Origin of the sequence: Streptomyces gelaticus (genome assembly GCF_014649535.1) — a bacterium.
Classification (GTDB): Bacteria; Actinomycetota; Actinomycetes; order Streptomycetales; family Streptomycetaceae; genus Streptomyces; species Streptomyces gelaticus.
This window is the reverse complement of record NZ_BMTF01000005.1, coordinates 83,549-99,987: the sequence shown is the minus strand read 5'-3', so window position 1 is coordinate 99,987 and position 16,439 is coordinate 83,549. Positions and strand designations below refer to the sequence as shown.

Genomic DNA, 16,439 nt, shown 5'->3' with positions numbered 1-16,439 from the left:
AACGATCGGTCGGTAGGGAGCCCGGGATGGCGGCAGTGACTGCGGACCAGACAGCGCAGGCAGCGGACAGGCCCCAAGGGGCGGACGAAGTCCTGGAGGCGGCGTTCGATGCCGCGGTGGCGGCGGACGAGCGCATCGAGCCACGCGACTGGATGCCCGATGCGTACCGCGCCTCGCTGGTCAGGCAAATGGCCCAGCATGCCCACTCCGAAATCATCGGCATGCAGCCCGAGGCCAACTGGATCTCGCGTGCACCCTCGCTGCGCCGCAAGGCGATCCTGATGGCCAAGGTGCAGGACGAAGCGGGCCATGGGCTCTATCTGTACAGCGCGGCGGAAACGCTCGGCACCGGCCGCGAGGAGCTGCTCGACAAGCTCCACGCGGGCCGTCAGAGGTATTCATCAATCTTCAACTACCCGACGCTGACCTGGGCGGACGTCGGCGCGATCGGCTGGCTCGTGGACGGCGCCGCGATCACCAACCAGGTGCCGCTGTGCCGCTGCTCCTACGGCCCGTACGCCCGCGCGATGGTCCGTATCTGCAAGGAGGAGTCCTTCCATCAGCGTCAGGGGTACGAGCTGCTGCTCACCCTCAGCCGCGGCACCCCGGCGCAGCGCGAAATGGCGCAGGACGCGGTGAACCGCTGGTGGTGGCCGTCCCTGATGATGTTCGGCCCGCCGGACGACGCATCGGCCCACTCCGCGCAGTCGATGGCCTGGAAGATCAAGCGCCATTCCAACGACGAGCTGCGACAGCGCTTCGTGGACATCTGCGTCCCGCAGGCCGAAGCACTGGGGCTCACCCTCCCCGACCCGGACATCCGGTGGAACGAGGAGCGCGGACAGCACGACTTCGGGACGATCGACTGGAAGGAGTTCCAGGAGGTCCTCAAGGGCAACGGCCCGTGCAACGAGCAGCGCCTGGGCCAGCGCCGCCGGGCGCACGAGGAGGGTGCCTGGGTCCGGGACGCGGCGGCCGCCTACGCCGAGAAGCACACAGCACCAGCACACGCAGCACCGCGCACAGCAGCGGGGAACGGGGAGGCGACGGCATGAGCAGCTCGACCGAATGGCCACTGTGGGAGGTGTTCGTGCGTTCGCGCCGCGGTCTGTCCCACACCCACGCGGGCAGCCTGCACGCCCCGGACGCGGAGATGGCCCTGCGCAACGCGCGCGATCTGTACACACGCCGTTCCGAGGGCGTCTCCATCTGGGTGGTCCCGTCCGCACAGGTCACAGCCTCCTCTCCGGACGAGAAGGACTCCTTCTTCGAACCGGCCGGCGACAAGCCCTACCGCCACCCGACGTTCTACGAGATCCCGGAAGGGGTGAAGCACCTGTGAGCGCGGCCCTCGCCCTGGGCGACGACGCGCTGGTGCTCTCGCACCGGCTGGGGGAGTGGGCGGGCCACGCACCCGTGCTGGAAGAAGAAGTGGCCCTGGCCAACATCGCCCTGGACCTGCTGGGGCAGGCCCGGATCCTCCTCTCCCTGGCCGGGGACGAGGACGAGCTGGCGTATCTGCGCGAGGAGCGCGCCTTCCGCAACGTCCAGCTGGTCGAGCAGCCGAACGGCGACTTCGCCCACACCATCGCCCGCCAGCTCTACTTCTCCGCCTACCAGCGCCTGCTATACGAGCAGCTGGCATCGGGCGAGGGCGCGTTCGCCGGCCTGGCGGCGAAGGCCGTCAAGGAGGTCGCATACCACCAGGACCACGCGGAGCACTGGACGTTGCGGCTGGGCGACGGCACGGACGAGAGCCACGACCGGATGCAGCGCGCCGTGGACGGCCTGTGGCGGTTCACCGGTGAGTTGTTCGAGCCCGTCGAGGGCGTGGACATCGACTGGCAGGCGCTGCGGAGCGGCTGGCTGGAGTCCGTCCCGGCAGTCCTGGAGCGGGCCACACTGACGCTGCCGACCGGTCCGCAGTCCGGGGCGTGGACGGCGGGCGCCGGACGCCAGGGCATCCACACCGAACCCTTCGGCCGCATGATCGCCGAGATGCAGCATCTGCATCGCAGCCACCCGGGGGCGTCATGGTGACCGAGACACTCCTGGAGAAGGAGCTGCACCGCCTCGCAGGCTCCGTACCCGATCCCGAACTGCCCGTGCTGACCCTGGACGAGCTGGGGGTGCTCCGGGGCGTGGATGTCCTCGCTCCCGGCAAGGTCACCGTGCGGCTCACCCCGACCTACACCGGCTGCCCCGCCATCGAGGCCATGTCCGCGGACATCGAGCGGGTGCTGCACGACCACGGCATACCGGAGGTCTCCGTGGTCACCGTGCTCTCACCGGCCTGGTCCACGGACGACATCAGCGCGGAGGGACGGCGCAAGCTGGCCGAGTTCGGCATAGCGCCCCCGCGCCCGCACGATGCCACGTCCCCCGCGGGCGGTCCGGTACCGCTCACGCTCTCGGTGCGCTGCCCGCACTGCGGTTCCACCGATACGGAGCTGCTGAGCCGGTTCTCCTCCACCGCGTGCAAGGCGCTGCGCCGCTGCGTGACGTGCCGCGAACCGTTCGACCACTTCAAGGAGTTGTAGATGTTCCATCCGCTCCGGGTCCGCACGATCGAACGGCTCACGGACGATTCGGTGGCCGTCACCCTCGCCGTGCCGCCCGAGTTGCGCGAGACCTTCCGCCACCAGCCCGGCCAGCACCTCAATGTGAGGTACACGGTCGACGGCGAGGGGATCCGCCGCTCGTACTCGATCTGCTCGCCGGCCACCGCGGCGGAACAGGACGATCTGGTGCTGCGTGTGGGCATCCGGCTCGTCGACGGCGGCGCGTTCTCCACGTACGCCCTGAAGGAACTCGCCGTCGGCGATCTGGTCGAGGCGATGCCTCCGATGGGCCGCTTCGTGCTGGCGCCCCGCGCCGGGCACTTCGCGGCGATCGTCGGCGGCAGTGGGATCACGCCGGTCCTGTCCATCGCGGCCACGCTGCTGGCGCGGGAACCCGACGCCCATTTCTGCCTGATCCGCAGCGACCGGACAGCGCTCTCGACGATGTTCCTGGACGAGGTCGCCGACCTCAAGGACCGCTACCCGGACCGCTTTCAGCTGGTCACGGTGCTCTCCCGGGAGGAGCAGCAGTCGGGCCTCCCCTCCGGCCGGCTGGACCGGGAGCGTCTCACCGAGCTGCTGCCCGCGCTGCTTCCGGTGATCGAGGTGGACGGCTGGTATCTCTGCGGGCCGTTCGGACTGGTCCAGGCAGCGGACGGGGCTCTGCGTGGACTGGGCGTCGGCCGGACCCGTATCCACCAGGAGATCTTCCATGTGGACGACGGCCCGGTTGCATCCGCCCGCCCCCGGGCCGAGGCGCCCGCTCACAGCAGGCTCACCGCCACCCTGGACGGCCGCTCCGGTACCTGGCCGGTGGAGGACGGCGAATCGCTGCTGGAGACGGTGCTGCGCAGCCGCGCCGACGTACCGTACGCCTGCAAGGGCGGGGTGTGCGGGACCTGCCGGGCGTTCCTGGTCTCGGGCGAGGTGCGGATGGACCGCAACTTCGCGTTGGAACCCGAGGAGACGGACGCGGGCTATGTGCTGGCGTGCCAGTCGCATCCGGCCACCCCGGAGGTGGAGCTCGACTTCGACCGCTGACCGCACCCCGCCACCTCCCCTCGTCTCCCCGTCCGTCTTGCTCCCGCTGTCTTCCGCACGCCCGCTGCCTCCCGCTTGCCGATGCCCCTTTCTCCCGCTCCTTCCGTGTTCCCTTCTCGTAGAACCTGTTCTATCTTGACGGCACTTGACGATCCGTCACATTTTGGCGCGGGGCATCGGTCAGCGGGAGGCCAGGGCAGTGGACTTCACCTTCACCGAGGAACAGCAGGCAGCCGCGGAGGCCGCGCGAGCGGTCTTCTCGGGAGTAGCACCGGACGGGGTTCCCAGCCCCGCTCTCGTACTGGGCGCGGTGGCCGAGGACATCGACCGCTCGCTGTGGGCCGGGCTTGCCTCAAGTGATCTGCTGAGCCTCACGCTTTCGCCGGAACATGGCGGGGCCGGGCTCGATCTCATCGCCCTTTGCCTGGTGTTGCGCGAGTCCGCCAAGGTGCTCGCGCGGGTGCCGTTGCTGGAGACGTGCGCGGCCGCTATGACGCTCCAGCGTTACGGAGACCGCCAGTTGGCCGCCGAATTGCTGCCCCGGATCGGCCGGGGTGAGCTGGTCCTCACCGTCGGCGCCAACGGCCGTTCCGGCCACGATCCGGCCGAACTCGCCGTCACCGCCCGCCGGGAAACGGCAACGGGAACCATCCCGCCGGGCCGCGACGGGGACGCTGCCGCCTGGGTGCTCGACGGGGTGCAGTCAGCAGTGCCGTGGGCGCAGGCCGCGGACTGGATCGCGGTACCGGCCCATACGGACGAGGGCAGGGCGGTCGTCGCCCTGATCCGGCCCGCCCAGGACGGCGTCAGCCTGGACGAGCAGTTCTCCACCAGCGGTGAACGGTTCGCCGAGGTCCGGCTGGAGTCGGTACGGATCGACAGCCGCTCACTGATCGACGGGCCCGGAGCCTGGGAGTGGCTGCGCGCCCTCCTCACCACCGGGACGTGCGCGCTCGCACTGGGCCTGGGTGAGGCCGTGCTCGCCATGACGAGCGAATACACCGGCAAGCGCGAGCAGTTCGGCTTCCCGGTGGCGACGTTCCAGTCCGTCGCCGTACAGGCAGCGGACCGGTACATCGACCTACGGGCCATGGAAGTGACGCTCTGGCAGGCTGCCTGGCGAATCTCCACCGAGGCCGACGGGAAGCTGCCCGCCGAGGGCGACATCGCCGTGGCGAAGATCTGGGCGTCGGACGGTGTCCGCCGGGTCGTGCAGACGGCACAGCACCTTCACGGCGGTTTCGGAGCGGACACCGACTACCCGCTGCACCGCTTTCACGCCTGGGCGAAGCAGATCGAACTGTCCCTCGGCCCGGCAGCGGCACACGAGGAGGCACTGGGCAGCCTGCTGGCCGCACACCTCCTCGGCTGACACGGACCACGGCCGTCACGCCCCTGGCGGGGTCGTTCCCCGGCTCAGAGGACGAAGGCCGGTTCACCGTTGTCCGTGACCATCGGGCGTCCGGCCCCCTCCCAGGCCAGCATCCCGCCGTCGATGTTCACGGCGTCGACGCCCTGCTGCACCAGGTACTGGGTGACCTGGGCCGACCGGCCACCGACCCGGCACATCACATGCACGCGCCGGCCGTCGTCGGCAGCCTCGGTCAGCTCACCGAAACGGGCCACGAGGTCGCTCATCGGAATGTGCAGGGCGCCCTCGACATGACCGGCCGCCCATTCGTTGTCCTCCCGGACGTCCAGCACAAAGCCGTCCGACGGAACCGCCGCGACATCCACCGAGGGCAGCGGGGCGAAATTCATGGGTCATGCCTTCTCTCGTACGTACGCTCCTGGGTCACCCGGAACGCTACTGCACCAAGCCCGCCAGCTCAGCCTCACGCTGCGCGACCTCGCCCAGCAACTGCTCGGCGATCTCGTCGAGCAACCGGTCCGGATCGTCCGGCGCCATCCGCAGCATGGCCCCGATCGCACTCTCCTCCAGCTCCCGGGCGAGCACCGTCAGCAGTTCCTTGCGCTGGGTCAGCCAGTTCAGCCGGGCATAGAGCTCCTCGCTCTCGCTGAGCTCCGCCGTCGGGGCCACCGGCCCAGCCGCCCATTCCTGCGCCAGCTCCGCCAGCAACGCCTCGTCCCCCCGCCCGTATGCGGCGTTCACGCGGGCGATGAACTCGTCACGGCGGGCCCGCTCCGTCTCGTCCTGCGCCAGATCCGGGTGGGCCTGGCGGGCCAGGTCGCGGTAGAGCTTGCGCGCCTCCTCGGTCGGCCGGACCCGCTTGGGCGGCCGGACCGGCTGCTCGGTCAGCATCGCCGCGGCCTCGGGGGACAGCCCGTCGGAGTCGATCCAGTCGTGGAACAGCTCGTCGACGCCCGGCATCGGCATGACGATCGCCCGCGCCTCCTGCGCCTTGCGGATGTCCTCCGGGTCCCCCGTCCTGGCGGCCCGGGCCTCCGCGATCTGCGCATCGAGCTCATCGAGGCGGGTGTACATGGGCCCGAGCTTCTGGTGATGCAGCCGGGAGAAGTTCTCCACCTCGACCCGGAAGGTCTCCACCGCGATCTCGAACTCGATCAGCGCCTGCTCCGCCGCCCGGACCGCCTTCGCGAGCCGGGCCTCGGGCCGCTCCCCCTCGGCTCGACCGGCACCGCCCTCCGGGCCGTCGCCGCTCTCCGGACCGGCACCGGCCGGTCGGCCGTGCTGCTCAAGCGGCTCGCCAGGCCCATGCTGATCACGCTGCTCGCTTCGGACATGCTGCTCGCGCTGCCGGTCGTTGTCCTGCCGGTCATCGTCGTTCCGGGTGGTCGGCACCCCGGCGGCTTCGTGGGTCACCCGTCCAGCGTATGGCCAGGGACCGCGTCCCGAGGACCCGCGGTGCGCCCGGTGCCCCTCAGACGCCCAGTTCGGCGGCTATCCGCCCCGAACCGATGGCACGCACCAACTCCGCGTGGTCCGCCTCCGTACGGTCCGCGTAGGTCACCGCGAACGCCGCCACCGCCTCGTCCAGTTCCTCGTTCTTGCCGCAATAGCCCGCGATCAGTCGCGGATCCGCGCTGTGCGCATGGGCCCGCGCCAGCAGCGCGCCGGTCATCCGGCCGTAGTCGTCGACCTGATCGGCTGCCAGGGCCGCCGGGTCCACACTGCCCTTGCGGTTCCTGAACTGCCGTACCTGGAACGGGCGTCCGTCCACCGTCGCCCAGCCCAGCAGAATGTCGCTGACGACCTGCATCCGCTTCTGCCCGAGGACCACCCGGCGCCCCTCGTGCGCCACCTCCGGGACATCGAAGCCGACCGTCGGCAGGTACGGCGCCAGCACGGAGGGCCGCGCCTCCTTCACCTGCAGCACCAAGGGCTCACCGCGGTGATCGAGCAGGAGCACCACGTACGACCGGGTGCCGACGCTCCCGGTACCGACCACCCGGAACGCCACGTCGTGTATCGCGTAGCGGGCGAGGAGCGGAACCCGGTCCTCCGAAATTGTGCCCAGGTAATCGCCGAGTCCCGCCGCGACCGCTGCGGCCTCCTCGTCCGGCACCCGGCGCAGCACCGGCGGCGCGTCGATGAAGCGGCGTCCGCCGTCCCCGGAATCCTCGGTGGACTTGGCCGCGAAGCGGGCACTGGTGTTGTTGCGGGCCTTTTCCGAGACCCGCTCCAGAGTGCCGAGGAGATCCCGCGCGTCCGTGTGCGAGACCAACTCCTCGTCCGCGATGGCGTTCCAGGCGTCGAGCGCGGGCAGCCTGGCCAGCAGCCGCATCGTCCGCCGGTACGCGCCCACCGTGTCGTACGCGCCCTGCCAGCAGGTCTCCTCGTCCGCCCCGGCCTCGCGCCCCGCGAGCACCAGCGAGGTGGCCAGCCGCTTGAGGTCCCACTCCCACGGACCGAACACGGTCTCGTCGAAGTCGTTCAGATCGATGACCAGGCTGCCGCGTGCATCGCCGTACAGTCCGAAATTGGCCGCGTGTGCGTCACCGCAGAGCTGGGCGCCCACCCCGCTGACCGGTGTGCCCACCAGGTCATGGGCCATCAGCCCGGCAGAGCCGCGCAGAAAGGCAAAGGGTGTGGCCGCCATCCGTCCCACCCTGATCGGGGCGAGGGAGGGCACTCTGCCCCGGCTCGACTCCTCGACCGCCTGCACCGCATCGGGCCGCCCGGCCGGAAGATCCAAGGACGCGTGCGAGTCCCTGGGCACCCGCGCCCGCAGGGCCTTGCCCGCCGCCCTCGGGGACTGCGTCGCGCCCCCGCCCGCCGCAGTCCCCCTCCGTGCGAATCCGGGCACGACCGGAATACGCGGATCACCCGTCGAAGCCCGCTGAATCGGCACTGTCGCTTCGATGTCACCCATGGCGCGCAGCCTCCCCCGCACTCGCCCTGCGCTCCTGGCCCGACGCCTGTCGCAGATCAATTGCGACGAAGGTACCGTCGTCGGCCGAAAGCCGTCTGCCCCTGTGGAAAACTCGGTCCGCGACCTGTGGACAACACCTCTGCGGCTTGCGGGCGACGGATCGCCCTCGTCAGACGGCCGGATGGTCAGACGCTCAGACGCCGACGGCCTCTTCCATCTCCTCCTCGATCTCCCCCTCGGCATCCGCCTCGATGGGGGCTCCGGCCCCGGTCCTGGCGGCGTGCTTCGGCCCGTGGGTTCCGCCGGCCGTCTCCACGGAACCGGCGACGGCGCCGGTTCGGGTACCTGCGCCAACGACGGAGCCAGCCACTGCCGCATGCGCCGCGGCCTACCGCTGCTTCGACTCGGACAGCTCCGCCAGCCCCATCAGGGCCAGGCCCACCACGAACCAGAGCACGAGCACCAGCACGTGACCGCCGAGCGCGTGTCCGCCGAAGTACACATGGCTGCGTACGCCGTCCACGAAGCCCACACCGTTCCAGAAGGAGTGCAGCGAAGCGAAGAAGCCGGGCTGGAGCTCGGGCCGGAAGATGCCGCCGGAGCTGGTGAGGTTGAGCATCACGAACAGCACCATCAGGCCGGGCGTCGTCCAGCGCTTGAGGAAGATGTGCAGCCTGACGCCGATCAGCAGGATGCCCATGGAGTACAGCCAGGCCATCGCCCACAGACCACCGAGCCCGTGGTCGACAAGGCCGAACAGCGGCCCCGCGAACACCACTCCGATCACGCTCACCACCAGTGACGCGGCAACAGCCAGCGCGGCCCTGATCCGCAGCGCCAGCACGGCTCCCGCACCACCGATGACCGCGACCGACGCGTACGAGCCGATGCTCACCGCGACCAGCAGGAAGAAGATGCCCTGACCGGTCGGATCGCCGTCCGCGGTCTGTGCCGTGTCCGTCACCTTCAGCGGGTGACCCTTTTCGGCGGCGACCTTGGTGAACACCCTCTCGACCACCGTGGCGCTGGTGTCCGAGGACACGCCGGCCACAAGCAGCTCGGGCTGCTTCCCTGGCAGATAGGCGCCGTAACTCGCCTGTGTCTTGAGGTGATTCACCGCCGCGGCCCGGTCGGGAACGGTGCGTACGCTCAGCGCCCCGTCGCTCCTGTCCTGCAGCGTCTGCGCGAGCACCTGCGTGCCCGGCCCCCCACGTCCACCCGCAGATCGTGCGGCTCCGGGGCATGAAAGGCCCCGATGTAGGCGAGCCCCATACCGATGAAAGACTCCAATAGTTGGCTTTTACAGCTCCTAACTCGTTGCGCCATACAACTGAAATTTGAGATCCGCGAGACGGAGGGCGGAACGGTGCCAGGCACCCCCGAGGAACGCGAAGCGTCACTGGACGTCATCCAGCGCGAACTGACCGCCTTCGCACGCCGCGCACGGGCCGTGGCGGCTCGCCTCCACCCAGAACTCCCGCTGGTCTCGTACACGCTGCTGGCCCACATCGAGGACCGGCACGGCTGCCGCGCGACGGACCTCGCCGCGCACTACATGCTGGACAAATCGACGGTCAGCCAGCAGATCAGCACCCTGGAGAAGCTGGGACTGGTCGAGCGCCACCCGGCCCCCGGGGACCACCGGATCCAGGTGCTGCACCCCACCGCGGCCGGTACCCAGGCCGCTCGCCTCCACACAGGCCAGCCGCCGCATGGCCTACCAGGAACGCCTCGCGGGCTGGACGGAAGAAGATCTCGCCCGGTTCGCGGAGTAACTACTGCGCTACAACTCGGTGAGCGACACCATCCCGCCCGCCCCACAGACACCGAAGACCTCATCCGCCCCACGGCCCCCAGAGGCCTCACAGCCCTAGAAACTCCACATGCTCCACATGCTCCACAGGCCCCACAACCCCGTACGACCTGTTCGACGCGTATAGCTGATACGACCCATAAGCCCCAAGAAACCACAAGGGCCCCAAATCATACGTTTCACGTGAAACAAAAGTCCGGAATCTCGTCCGGGACCAGAACCCCGAACCAGAACCCCGAATCTTGGGAGTCGGATTTCGGAGCCGGGAACGAAGAAGCCCCACAGGCCGTTGGCCTGTGGGGCTTCTCTCTTGTGCGCGAGGGGGGATTTGAACCCCCACGTCCCTAAGGACACTGGCACCTGAAGCCAGCGCGTCTGCCGTTCCGCCACTCGCGCAAGAGTGGTGTTTCCAGACTCTCTCACCGTTTGGTGCGATCGCCTGGCGACATCCGGAAGATTAGCACGCTGGACAGGGTGGATTCACATCCGTTGTTTCACCGACCGACTGAGGGGAACCGGGAACGCCGAGCGATCGGCCCCACTCCTCCTCTCTGCACCCCGGGTGCGGGACACTGTGAGGAGGCCGCCTCTACGATCCGTGTGAGAGGTGACACTCATCCACAGGGCAGACAAGGGGAACCAGCCGATTTCCCGACGCGTGGATACGATCAGTAAGCAGTACAGGGACGACAACAACGGAGGAGGTGCCCCATGGGAGTCATGAAGCGTTTCGAGCAGCGTCTCGAAGGTCTGGTCAACGGCACCTTCGCCAAGGTCTTCAAGTCCGAGGTCCAGCCGGTCGAGATCGCGGGAGCCCTCCAGCGCGAGTGCGACAACAACGCATCGATCTGGAACCGCGAGCGGACCGTCGTCCCCAATGACTTCATCGTCGAGCTCAGCACCCCTGACTACGAGCGGCTCAGCCCGTACTCGGGCCAGTTGGGCGACGAACTCTCCGGGCTGGTCCGCGACTACGCCAAGCAGCAGCGGTACACCTTCATGGGCCCCATCAAGGTCCACCTGGAGAAGGCCGACGACCTCGACACCGGGCTCTACCGGGTACGCAGCCGCACCCTGGCGTCGAGTTCGTCACAACAGGACCCCCAGGGCCGCCAAGGACTGCAGGGCCAGCCTCCCTACCCGGGTCCGGGCAGGCCCGGGCAGCCCAACGGCGGCTACGGCTACCCGCCGAGTTCCGCCCCTCCCATGCCCGCCGCCCCGCCGCCGGGCGCCGGCAGGCCCGGAGCACCCAGCACCGACCGGCACCCGCCGGCCGGGCCCAGCCCCCTGCCGAACGCGCAGGTGCGACGCTGGATCGAGATCAACGGCACCCGCCATCAGATCTCCCGCCCGACGCTGGTGCTGGGACGCAGCACCGACGCCGACGTGCGGATCGACGACCCCGGCGTATCGCGTCGGCACTGTGAGATCCGGACCGGAACGCCCTCGACGATCCAGGATCTCGGATCTACCAACGGCATCGTGGTAGACGGGCAGCACACCACCCGCGCTACGCTCCGCGACGGCTCGCGGATCGTCGTGGGCAGCACCACCATCGTTTACCGGCAAGCCGAAGGGTGAAGCGGGGGCAATGTCAGAGCTGACCCTGACGGTCATGCGGCTAGGTTTCCTGGCTGTTCTGTGGCTGTTCGTGATCGTGGCCGTCCAGGTCATCCGCAGCGACCTGTTCGGAACGCGCGTCACGCAGCGCGGCTCACGCCGCACTGCCAACGACGCACGGCCTCCACAGGCACGCCAGAATGCCGCGGCACCGCCGCAGCAACGCCAGCAGCCGGGCCGTCAGCGCCGGGGGGCACCCACCAAGCTGGTCGTCTCCGAGGGCAGCCTCACCGGCACCACGGTGGCGCTCCAGGGGCAGACCATCACGCTGGGCCGGGCCCACGATTCAACGATCGTGCTGGACGACGACTACGCGTCCAGCAGGCATGCCAGGATCTACCCCGACCGTGACGGCCAGTGGATCGTCGAGGATCTCGGGTCCACCAACGGCACGTATCTCGACCGGACCCGACTCACCACCCCGACGCCTGTTCCGCTGGGCGCGCCGATCCGGATCGGCAAGACCGTCATCGAGCTGCGGAAGTAGTACGACAATGAGCGAGCGGAGCGAGCGAGCCGCGGCGGTCCGGGCAACGGACCCCGCCCGGCTCCCGACCGGAGGGTGGGCAGTGTGGCTCGAGACCGGCTGTACCCCGAGCCGACGGGAGAGGTGCGCATGAGTCTTTCCCTGCGCTTCGCCGCCGGATCGCACAAGGGCATGATCCGGGAGGGCAACGAGGACTCCGGCTACGCCGGACCGCGCCTTCTCGCCATCGCCGACGGCATGGGCGGCCAGGCAGCCGGCGAGGTCGCCAGCTCCGAGGTGATCTCGACGCTCGTCCAGCTCGACGACGACGTCCCGGGTTCGGACATCCTCACCTCGCTCGGTACGGCAGTCCAGCGGGCCAACGACCAGCTGCGCATGATGGTCGAGGAGGACCCCCAGCTGGAGGGCATGGGCACCACGCTCACCGCCCTGCTCTGGACCGGTCAGCGCCTCGGCCTCGTCCACGTCGGCGACTCCCGTGCGTACCTGCTGCGCGACGGCGTGCTCACCCAGATCACCCAGGACCACACCTGGGTGCAGCGACTGGTCGACGAGGGCCGGATCACCGAGGAAGAGGCCACCACCCACCCGCAGCGCGCCCTGCTGATGCGCGCACTGGGCAGCGGCGACCATGTCGAACCCGACCTCTCCATCCGTGAGGTCCGCGTCGGCGACCGCTATCTGATCTGCTCCGACGGGCTGTCCGGCGTCGTCTCCCACCAGACGATGGAAGAGACGCTCGCCAGCTACCAGGGCCCGCAGGAGACCATCCAGGAGCTGATCCAGCTCGCCCTGCGCGGCGGCGGCCCCGACAACATCACCTGCATCGTCGCCGACGTCCTCGACGTCGACAGCAACGACACCCTGGCCGCTCAGTTCAACGACACCCCGGTCATCGTCGGCGCGGTCGCCGAGAACCAGGCCGCGCAGATGTCCGCCGCCGAGACCACCGCCGCCATGCAGACCCCCGCCGGACGGGCAGCCGGCCTCGGCCGCCCCGTACCGCCGCCCGCGGGCGGCTTCGGCCCGCCCGGAAGCGGTGACGGCGTCGGCTACGGCGGAATGCCCGACGGCTCCTTCGACGCGTACACCGACGACGACTTCGTCAAGCCCGGCGGCGGCCGCAAGTGGCTGAAGCGGTCCCTCTACTCGATGCTGGCGCTCGCCGTCATCGGCGGCGGTCTCTACGGCGGCTACCGCTGGACCCAGAACCAGTTCTACGTGGGCGCGAACAACGAAAACGTCGCGCTGTTCCGCGGCATCAGCCAGGACCTGGCCTGGGTCTCGCTCTCGAAGGTCGAGAAGGACCACCCCGAGATCGAACTCAAGTACCTCCCGCCCTACCAGCGCAAGCAGGTCAAGGCGACCATCGCCGAGGGCAACCTGGCCGCCGCCCGCGAGAAGATCGACGAACTCTCCGTCCAGGCGTCCGCCTGCAAGAAGAACGCCGAACGACGTGCCGCCGAGAAGGCCAGCGCCGACGAGGGCCAGGCACCGGGTACGGACGCTGCCAAGACAACCGGTGGCGCCAAGACGTCCGATGCCGCCAAGACCAAGCCGACCGAAACTCCCGCTCCTGGTCCCAGCCTCTCGGAGGAAGAGAAAAAGCTGGTCCCTCAGTGCGGTAAGCAGTAAGCCGTAGGGGGCCTTCAGCACCATGAGCGTTGTCACCAACACGACCACGATCGGCGCGATCGACGCACCGAGCCGCCGCAACACCGAACTGATGTTGATGGTCTTCGCCGTCGCCATCTCGGTGTTCGCCTACGCCAATGTCGGACTCGCCCTCAACGGCGAACTGCCCTCCGGCATGCTCGGATACGGGCTCGGACTCGCCCTGCTCGGCGGCATCGGCCACCTCGCCGTCCGCAAGTTCGCCCGGTACGCGGACCCGCTGCTGCTGCCACTGGCGACGCTGCTGAACGGGCTGGGACTGGCGATCATCTGGCGTCTGGACCAGTCCGAACGGTTCCAGGCAACCGAGAACTTCGTACCGGCCGCCTCCAAGCAGCTGGTGTTCTCGGCACTGGGCGTCGCGCTGCTGGTCGTCGTTCTGCTGGCCCTCAAGGACCATCGCATTCTGCAGCGCTACACCTACATCTCCATGCTGGTGGCGCTGTTCCTCCTGATCCTTCCGATGTTCTTCCCCGCGGTGAACGGCGCCAAGATCTGGATCAAGATCCCCGGCCTCGGCACGATCCAGCCGGGGGAGTTCGCCAAGATCATCATTGCGGTGTTCTTCGCCGGATATCTCATGGTGAAACGAGACGCGCTGGCCCTGGCCAGCCGCCGTTTCATGGGCCTCTATCTCCCCCGGGGCCGTGACCTCGGCCCCATCCTCATGGTCTGGGCCTTCTCGATCCTGATCCTGGTCTTCGAGACCGACCTGGGCTCGTCCCTGCTGTTCTTCGGCATGTTCGTCGTGATGCTGTACGTGGCCACCGAGCGCACCAGCTGGATCGTCTTCGGTCTGCTGATGTCCGCGGCCGGCGCCGTCGGTGTGGCCGCCTTCGAACCGCACGTACAGCAGCGTGTCACCGCGTGGCTCGACCCGTTCGACGGATGGGGCAAGCTGGCGGCCAGCGAGCAGATGGCCAAGTCCCTGATGGCCTTCGGCTCCGGCGGCACCCTCGGCACCGGACTCGGCCAGGGCAACTCCGACCTGATCGGCTTCGCCGCGAACTCCGACTTCATCCTCGCCACCGTCGGTGAGGAGCTGGGGCTTGCCGGAATGATGGCCGTCCTCCTCGTCTACGGTCTGATCGTCGAGCGCGGTGTCCGCACCGCCCTCGCCGCCCGCGACCCCTTCGGCAAGCTCCTCGCGATCGGGCTCTCCGGCTCCTTCGCCATTCAGGTCTTCGTCGTCGCCGGCGGTGTCATGGGCCTCATTCCGCTGACCGGTATGACCATGCCGTTCGTCGCGGCAGGCGGTTCGTCCGTGATCGCCAACTGGGCCCTGATCGGCATCCTGCTCCGCATCAGCGACACCGCACGCCGCCCCGCGCCGGCCCCGGCTCCGTCACCCGACGCCGAGATGACCCAGGTGGTCCGACCGTGAACAAGCCCCTTCGCAGGATTGCGATCTTCTGTGGGCTGCTCGTCCTCGCTCTCCTGGTCCGTGTCAACTGGCTCCAGTACGTCCGCGCCGACGAGCTGAATGCCAACGAGCACAACCGACGCGTCCAGATCGAGCGGTACGCACACGAGCGCGGCAACATCATCGTCGACGGAAACCCCGTCACCGGGTCCGTCGAGACCAAGGGCAGTGACTTCAAGTACAAGCGGGTCTGGAAGAACGGCCCCATGTGGGCCCCCGTCACCGGCTACTCCTCCCAGGCCTTCGACGCCTCGCAGCTGGAGAGTATCGAGGACGGAATCCTCACCGGCAACAGCGACCAGCTCTTCTTCGACCGCACGCTCTCCCTCTTCACCGGCGAGAAGAAGACCGGCGGCAACATCGTCACCACCCTCAACAGCGCCGCTCAGAAGGCCGCCTTCAAGGAACTCGGCAACAAGAAGGGCGCCGTCGCCGCGATCGACCCGCAGACCGGCGCCATCCTGACCCTGGTCAGCACTCCTTCGTACGACCCCTCGGTCTTCGCGGGCAACTCCCTCAAGGACGCGGAAGCCCGGCAGCAGCTCCTGAAGGACAAGGACAAGCCGATGCTCAACCGGGCATTGCGCGAGACCTACCCACCCGGCTCGACCTTCAAGGTCGTCACCGCCGCCGCGGCCCTGGAGAACGGGCTGTACAAGGACATCGACGACAAGACGAACTCCCCGCTGCCCTGGCGGCTCCCGCTGACCACCGGCAACCTCGCCAACGAGGGCAACATCCCGTGCGAGAACGCCTCGCTCCGGGAAGCACTGCGGTGGTCCTGCAACACCGTCTTCGGCAAGATCAGCGACGATCTCGGCAACCAGAAGATGATCGACGAGGCCGACAAGTTCGGCTTCAACGAGGAGATCTTCACCCCGGTACGTGCCGACGCCAGCGTCTACCCCAAGGACAACCGGCCGCAGAACGCCATGGCCGGCATCGGCCAGGCGTCCAACCGCGCCACCCCGCTCCAGATGGCGATGGTCGCTGCGGCCGTCGCCAATGACGGCAAGCTGATGCAGCCGTACATGGTCGCCGAGCGCCAGGCCCCCAACCTCGACGTGATCTACACCCACGAGAAGGAGCAGTTCAGCCAGCCCCTCTCGGGTGAGAACGCGCAGAAGCTCCAGCAGATGATGGAGACCGTCGTCGAGAACGGCACGGGAACCAACGCCAGGATTCCCGGCGTCACTGTCGGCGGTAAGACGGGTACCGCCCAGCACGGCCTGAACAACAGCGAGAACCCGTACGCCTGGTTCATCTCCTACGCCAAGACCGACAGCGGCTCCCCGGTCGCCGTCGCCGTGGTCGTCGAGGACAGCCAGGCCAACCGCGACGACATCTCCGGTGGCGGTCTGGCCGCCCCGATCGCAAAGGCAGTAATGAAGGCAGTCATCGACAGCAAGAAGTGATGCCCATCACATCGGGTGCCATACCTGCACATCGGGATACCGGTCAGATATCAGGTCCGGACTCCGGGCCGATCAGGTAGTGCGCGGCCGGTAGCGTATGCGCGAGCAGC

Annotated in this window: 15 protein-coding genes, 1 tRNA gene and 2 pseudogenes; 12 read left to right on the top strand and 6 right to left on the bottom strand. The window is 68.7% G+C overall.

Annotated features, from left to right (window positions below; translation table 11 throughout):
- Nucleotides 1-26: 26 nt before the first annotated feature.
- The 6 genes from paaA to IE107_RS09280 all read left to right on the top strand — a co-directional run bounded on the left by paaA (nt 27) and on the right by IE107_RS09280 (nt 4,974).
- Complete coding sequence (gene paaA, locus IE107_RS09305; RefSeq protein ID WP_189543080.1) at nt 27-1,055, top strand: 1,2-phenylacetyl-CoA epoxidase subunit PaaA; 1,029 nt, start codon at nt 27-29, stop codon at nt 1,053-1,055.
- Nucleotides 1,052-1,342: a 1,2-phenylacetyl-CoA epoxidase subunit PaaB gene (paaB, locus tag IE107_RS09300; protein ID WP_093548044.1), complete on the top strand. Its 291-nt coding sequence runs from the start codon at nt 1,052-1,054 to the stop codon at nt 1,340-1,342. The genes paaA and paaB overlap by 4 nt, the downstream gene beginning before the upstream one ends.
- A complete protein-coding gene (gene paaC, locus IE107_RS09295; protein ID WP_189543079.1) occupies nt 1,339-2,040 on the top strand; it encodes a 1,2-phenylacetyl-CoA epoxidase subunit PaaC in 702 nt (233 codons plus the stop codon). The genes paaB and paaC overlap by 4 nt, the downstream gene beginning before the upstream one ends.
- A complete protein-coding gene (gene paaD, locus IE107_RS09290; RefSeq protein WP_189543078.1) occupies nt 2,034-2,540 on the top strand; it encodes a 1,2-phenylacetyl-CoA epoxidase subunit PaaD in 507 nt (168 codons plus the stop codon). The genes paaC and paaD overlap by 7 nt, the downstream gene beginning before the upstream one ends.
- Entirely contained in the window at nt 2,541-3,602 is a 1,062-nt protein-coding gene (locus IE107_RS09285; protein ID WP_189543076.1) for a 2Fe-2S iron-sulfur cluster-binding protein, read from the top strand.
- Between the two features lie 199 nt (nt 3,603-3,801).
- Complete coding sequence (locus IE107_RS09280; protein ID WP_189543435.1) at nt 3,802-4,974, top strand: acyl-CoA dehydrogenase family protein; 1,173 nt, start codon at nt 3,802-3,804, stop codon at nt 4,972-4,974.
- Between the two features lie 44 nt (nt 4,975-5,018).
- Here IE107_RS09280 and IE107_RS09275 read toward each other — a convergent pair whose 3' ends face one another.
- The 5 genes and pseudogenes from IE107_RS09275 to IE107_RS09260 form a co-directional block, all read right to left on the bottom strand.
- A complete protein-coding gene (locus IE107_RS09275; RefSeq protein ID WP_189543074.1) occupies nt 5,019-5,363 on the bottom strand; it encodes a rhodanese-like domain-containing protein in 345 nt (114 codons plus the stop codon).
- Nucleotides 5,364-5,409: 46 nt separating this feature from the next.
- Nucleotides 5,410-6,387, bottom strand: a complete 978-nt coding sequence (locus IE107_RS09270; RefSeq protein WP_189543072.1) for a J domain-containing protein — start codon at nt 6,385-6,387, stop codon at nt 5,410-5,412.
- A 58-nt stretch (nt 6,388-6,445) separates the two neighbouring features.
- The gene (locus IE107_RS09265; protein ID WP_189543070.1) at nt 6,446-7,897 is read right to left on the bottom strand and encodes a DUF2252 domain-containing protein; all 1,452 of its coding nucleotides are present in this window, start codon (nt 7,895-7,897) and stop codon (nt 6,446-6,448) included.
- Between the two features lie 193 nt (nt 7,898-8,090).
- Nucleotides 8,091-8,213 (bottom strand): hypothetical protein, encoded by a 123-nt coding sequence (locus IE107_RS35695; protein ID WP_268246580.1) that lies wholly within the window; start codon nt 8,211-8,213, stop codon nt 8,091-8,093.
- Between the two features lie 75 nt (nt 8,214-8,288).
- Nucleotides 8,289-9,223 (bottom strand): annotated as a pseudogene (locus tag IE107_RS09260) (hypothetical protein); the annotation flags it as partial.
- 40 nt (nt 9,224-9,263) lie between these two features.
- On the opposite strand from IE107_RS09260, the pseudogene IE107_RS09255 reads away from it, so the two are divergent.
- Nucleotides 9,264-9,672, top strand: a pseudogene (locus tag IE107_RS09255) (MarR family winged helix-turn-helix transcriptional regulator).
- A 351-nt stretch (nt 9,673-10,023) separates the two neighbouring features.
- Here the strand turns inward: IE107_RS09255 and IE107_RS09250 are convergent.
- Nucleotides 10,024-10,106, bottom strand: a tRNA-Leu gene (locus IE107_RS09250).
- A gap of 315 nt (nt 10,107-10,421) precedes the next feature.
- On the opposite strand from IE107_RS09250, the gene IE107_RS09245 reads away from it, so the two are divergent.
- The 5 genes from IE107_RS09245 to IE107_RS09225 all read left to right on the top strand — a co-directional run bounded on the left by IE107_RS09245 (nt 10,422) and on the right by IE107_RS09225 (nt 16,329).
- Entirely contained in the window at nt 10,422-11,291 is an 870-nt protein-coding gene (locus IE107_RS09245) for an FHA domain-containing protein (RefSeq protein WP_189543068.1), read from the top strand.
- A 10-nt stretch (nt 11,292-11,301) separates the two neighbouring features.
- Entirely contained in the window at nt 11,302-11,817 is a 516-nt protein-coding gene (locus IE107_RS09240; protein ID WP_072487556.1) for an FHA domain-containing protein FhaB/FipA, read from the top strand.
- Nucleotides 11,818-11,946: 129 nt separating this feature from the next.
- Nucleotides 11,947-13,452 (top strand): Stp1/IreP family PP2C-type Ser/Thr phosphatase, encoded by a 1,506-nt coding sequence (locus IE107_RS09235; RefSeq protein WP_189543066.1) that lies wholly within the window; start codon nt 11,947-11,949, stop codon nt 13,450-13,452.
- A 22-nt stretch (nt 13,453-13,474) separates the two neighbouring features.
- Nucleotides 13,475-14,875, top strand: coding sequence for an FtsW/RodA/SpoVE family cell cycle protein (locus IE107_RS09230; RefSeq protein ID WP_189543065.1), 1,401 nt, complete (start codon nt 13,475-13,477; stop codon nt 14,873-14,875).
- Complete coding sequence (locus IE107_RS09225; RefSeq protein WP_189543063.1) at nt 14,872-16,329, top strand: penicillin-binding transpeptidase domain-containing protein; 1,458 nt, start codon at nt 14,872-14,874, stop codon at nt 16,327-16,329. Before IE107_RS09230 ends, IE107_RS09225 begins: the two co-directional genes overlap by 4 nt.
- Nucleotides 16,330-16,439: the final 110 nt, after the last annotated feature.

Excerpts from the sequence above, each read along its gene's own strand:
- paaB (WP_093548044.1), top strand. The coding sequence starts at position 1,052 with ATGAGCAGCTCGACCGAATGGCCACTGTGGGAGGTGTTCGTGCGTTCG.
- paaD (WP_189543078.1), top strand. The coding sequence starts at position 2,034 with ATGGTGACCGAGACACTCCTGGAGAAGGAGCTGCACCGCCTCGCAGGC.
- paaA (WP_189543080.1), top strand. The coding sequence starts at position 27 with ATGGCGGCAGTGACTGCGGACCAGACAGCGCAGGCAGCGGACAGGCCC.
- IE107_RS09245 (WP_189543068.1), top strand. The coding sequence starts at position 10,422 with ATGGGAGTCATGAAGCGTTTCGAGCAGCGTCTCGAAGGTCTGGTCAAC.
- IE107_RS09235 (WP_189543066.1), top strand. The coding sequence starts at position 11,947 with ATGAGTCTTTCCCTGCGCTTCGCCGCCGGATCGCACAAGGGCATGATC.
- IE107_RS09230 (WP_189543065.1), top strand. The coding sequence starts at position 13,475 with ATGAGCGTTGTCACCAACACGACCACGATCGGCGCGATCGACGCACCG.
- IE107_RS09240 (WP_072487556.1), top strand. The coding sequence starts at position 11,302 with ATGTCAGAGCTGACCCTGACGGTCATGCGGCTAGGTTTCCTGGCTGTT.
- IE107_RS09275 (WP_189543074.1), bottom strand. The coding sequence starts at position 5,363 with ATGAATTTCGCCCCGCTGCCCTCGGTGGATGTCGCGGCGGTTCCGTCG.
- IE107_RS09285 (WP_189543076.1), top strand. The coding sequence starts at position 2,541 with ATGTTCCATCCGCTCCGGGTCCGCACGATCGAACGGCTCACGGACGAT.
- IE107_RS09265 (WP_189543070.1), bottom strand. The coding sequence starts at position 7,897 with ATGGGTGACATCGAAGCGACAGTGCCGATTCAGCGGGCTTCGACGGGT.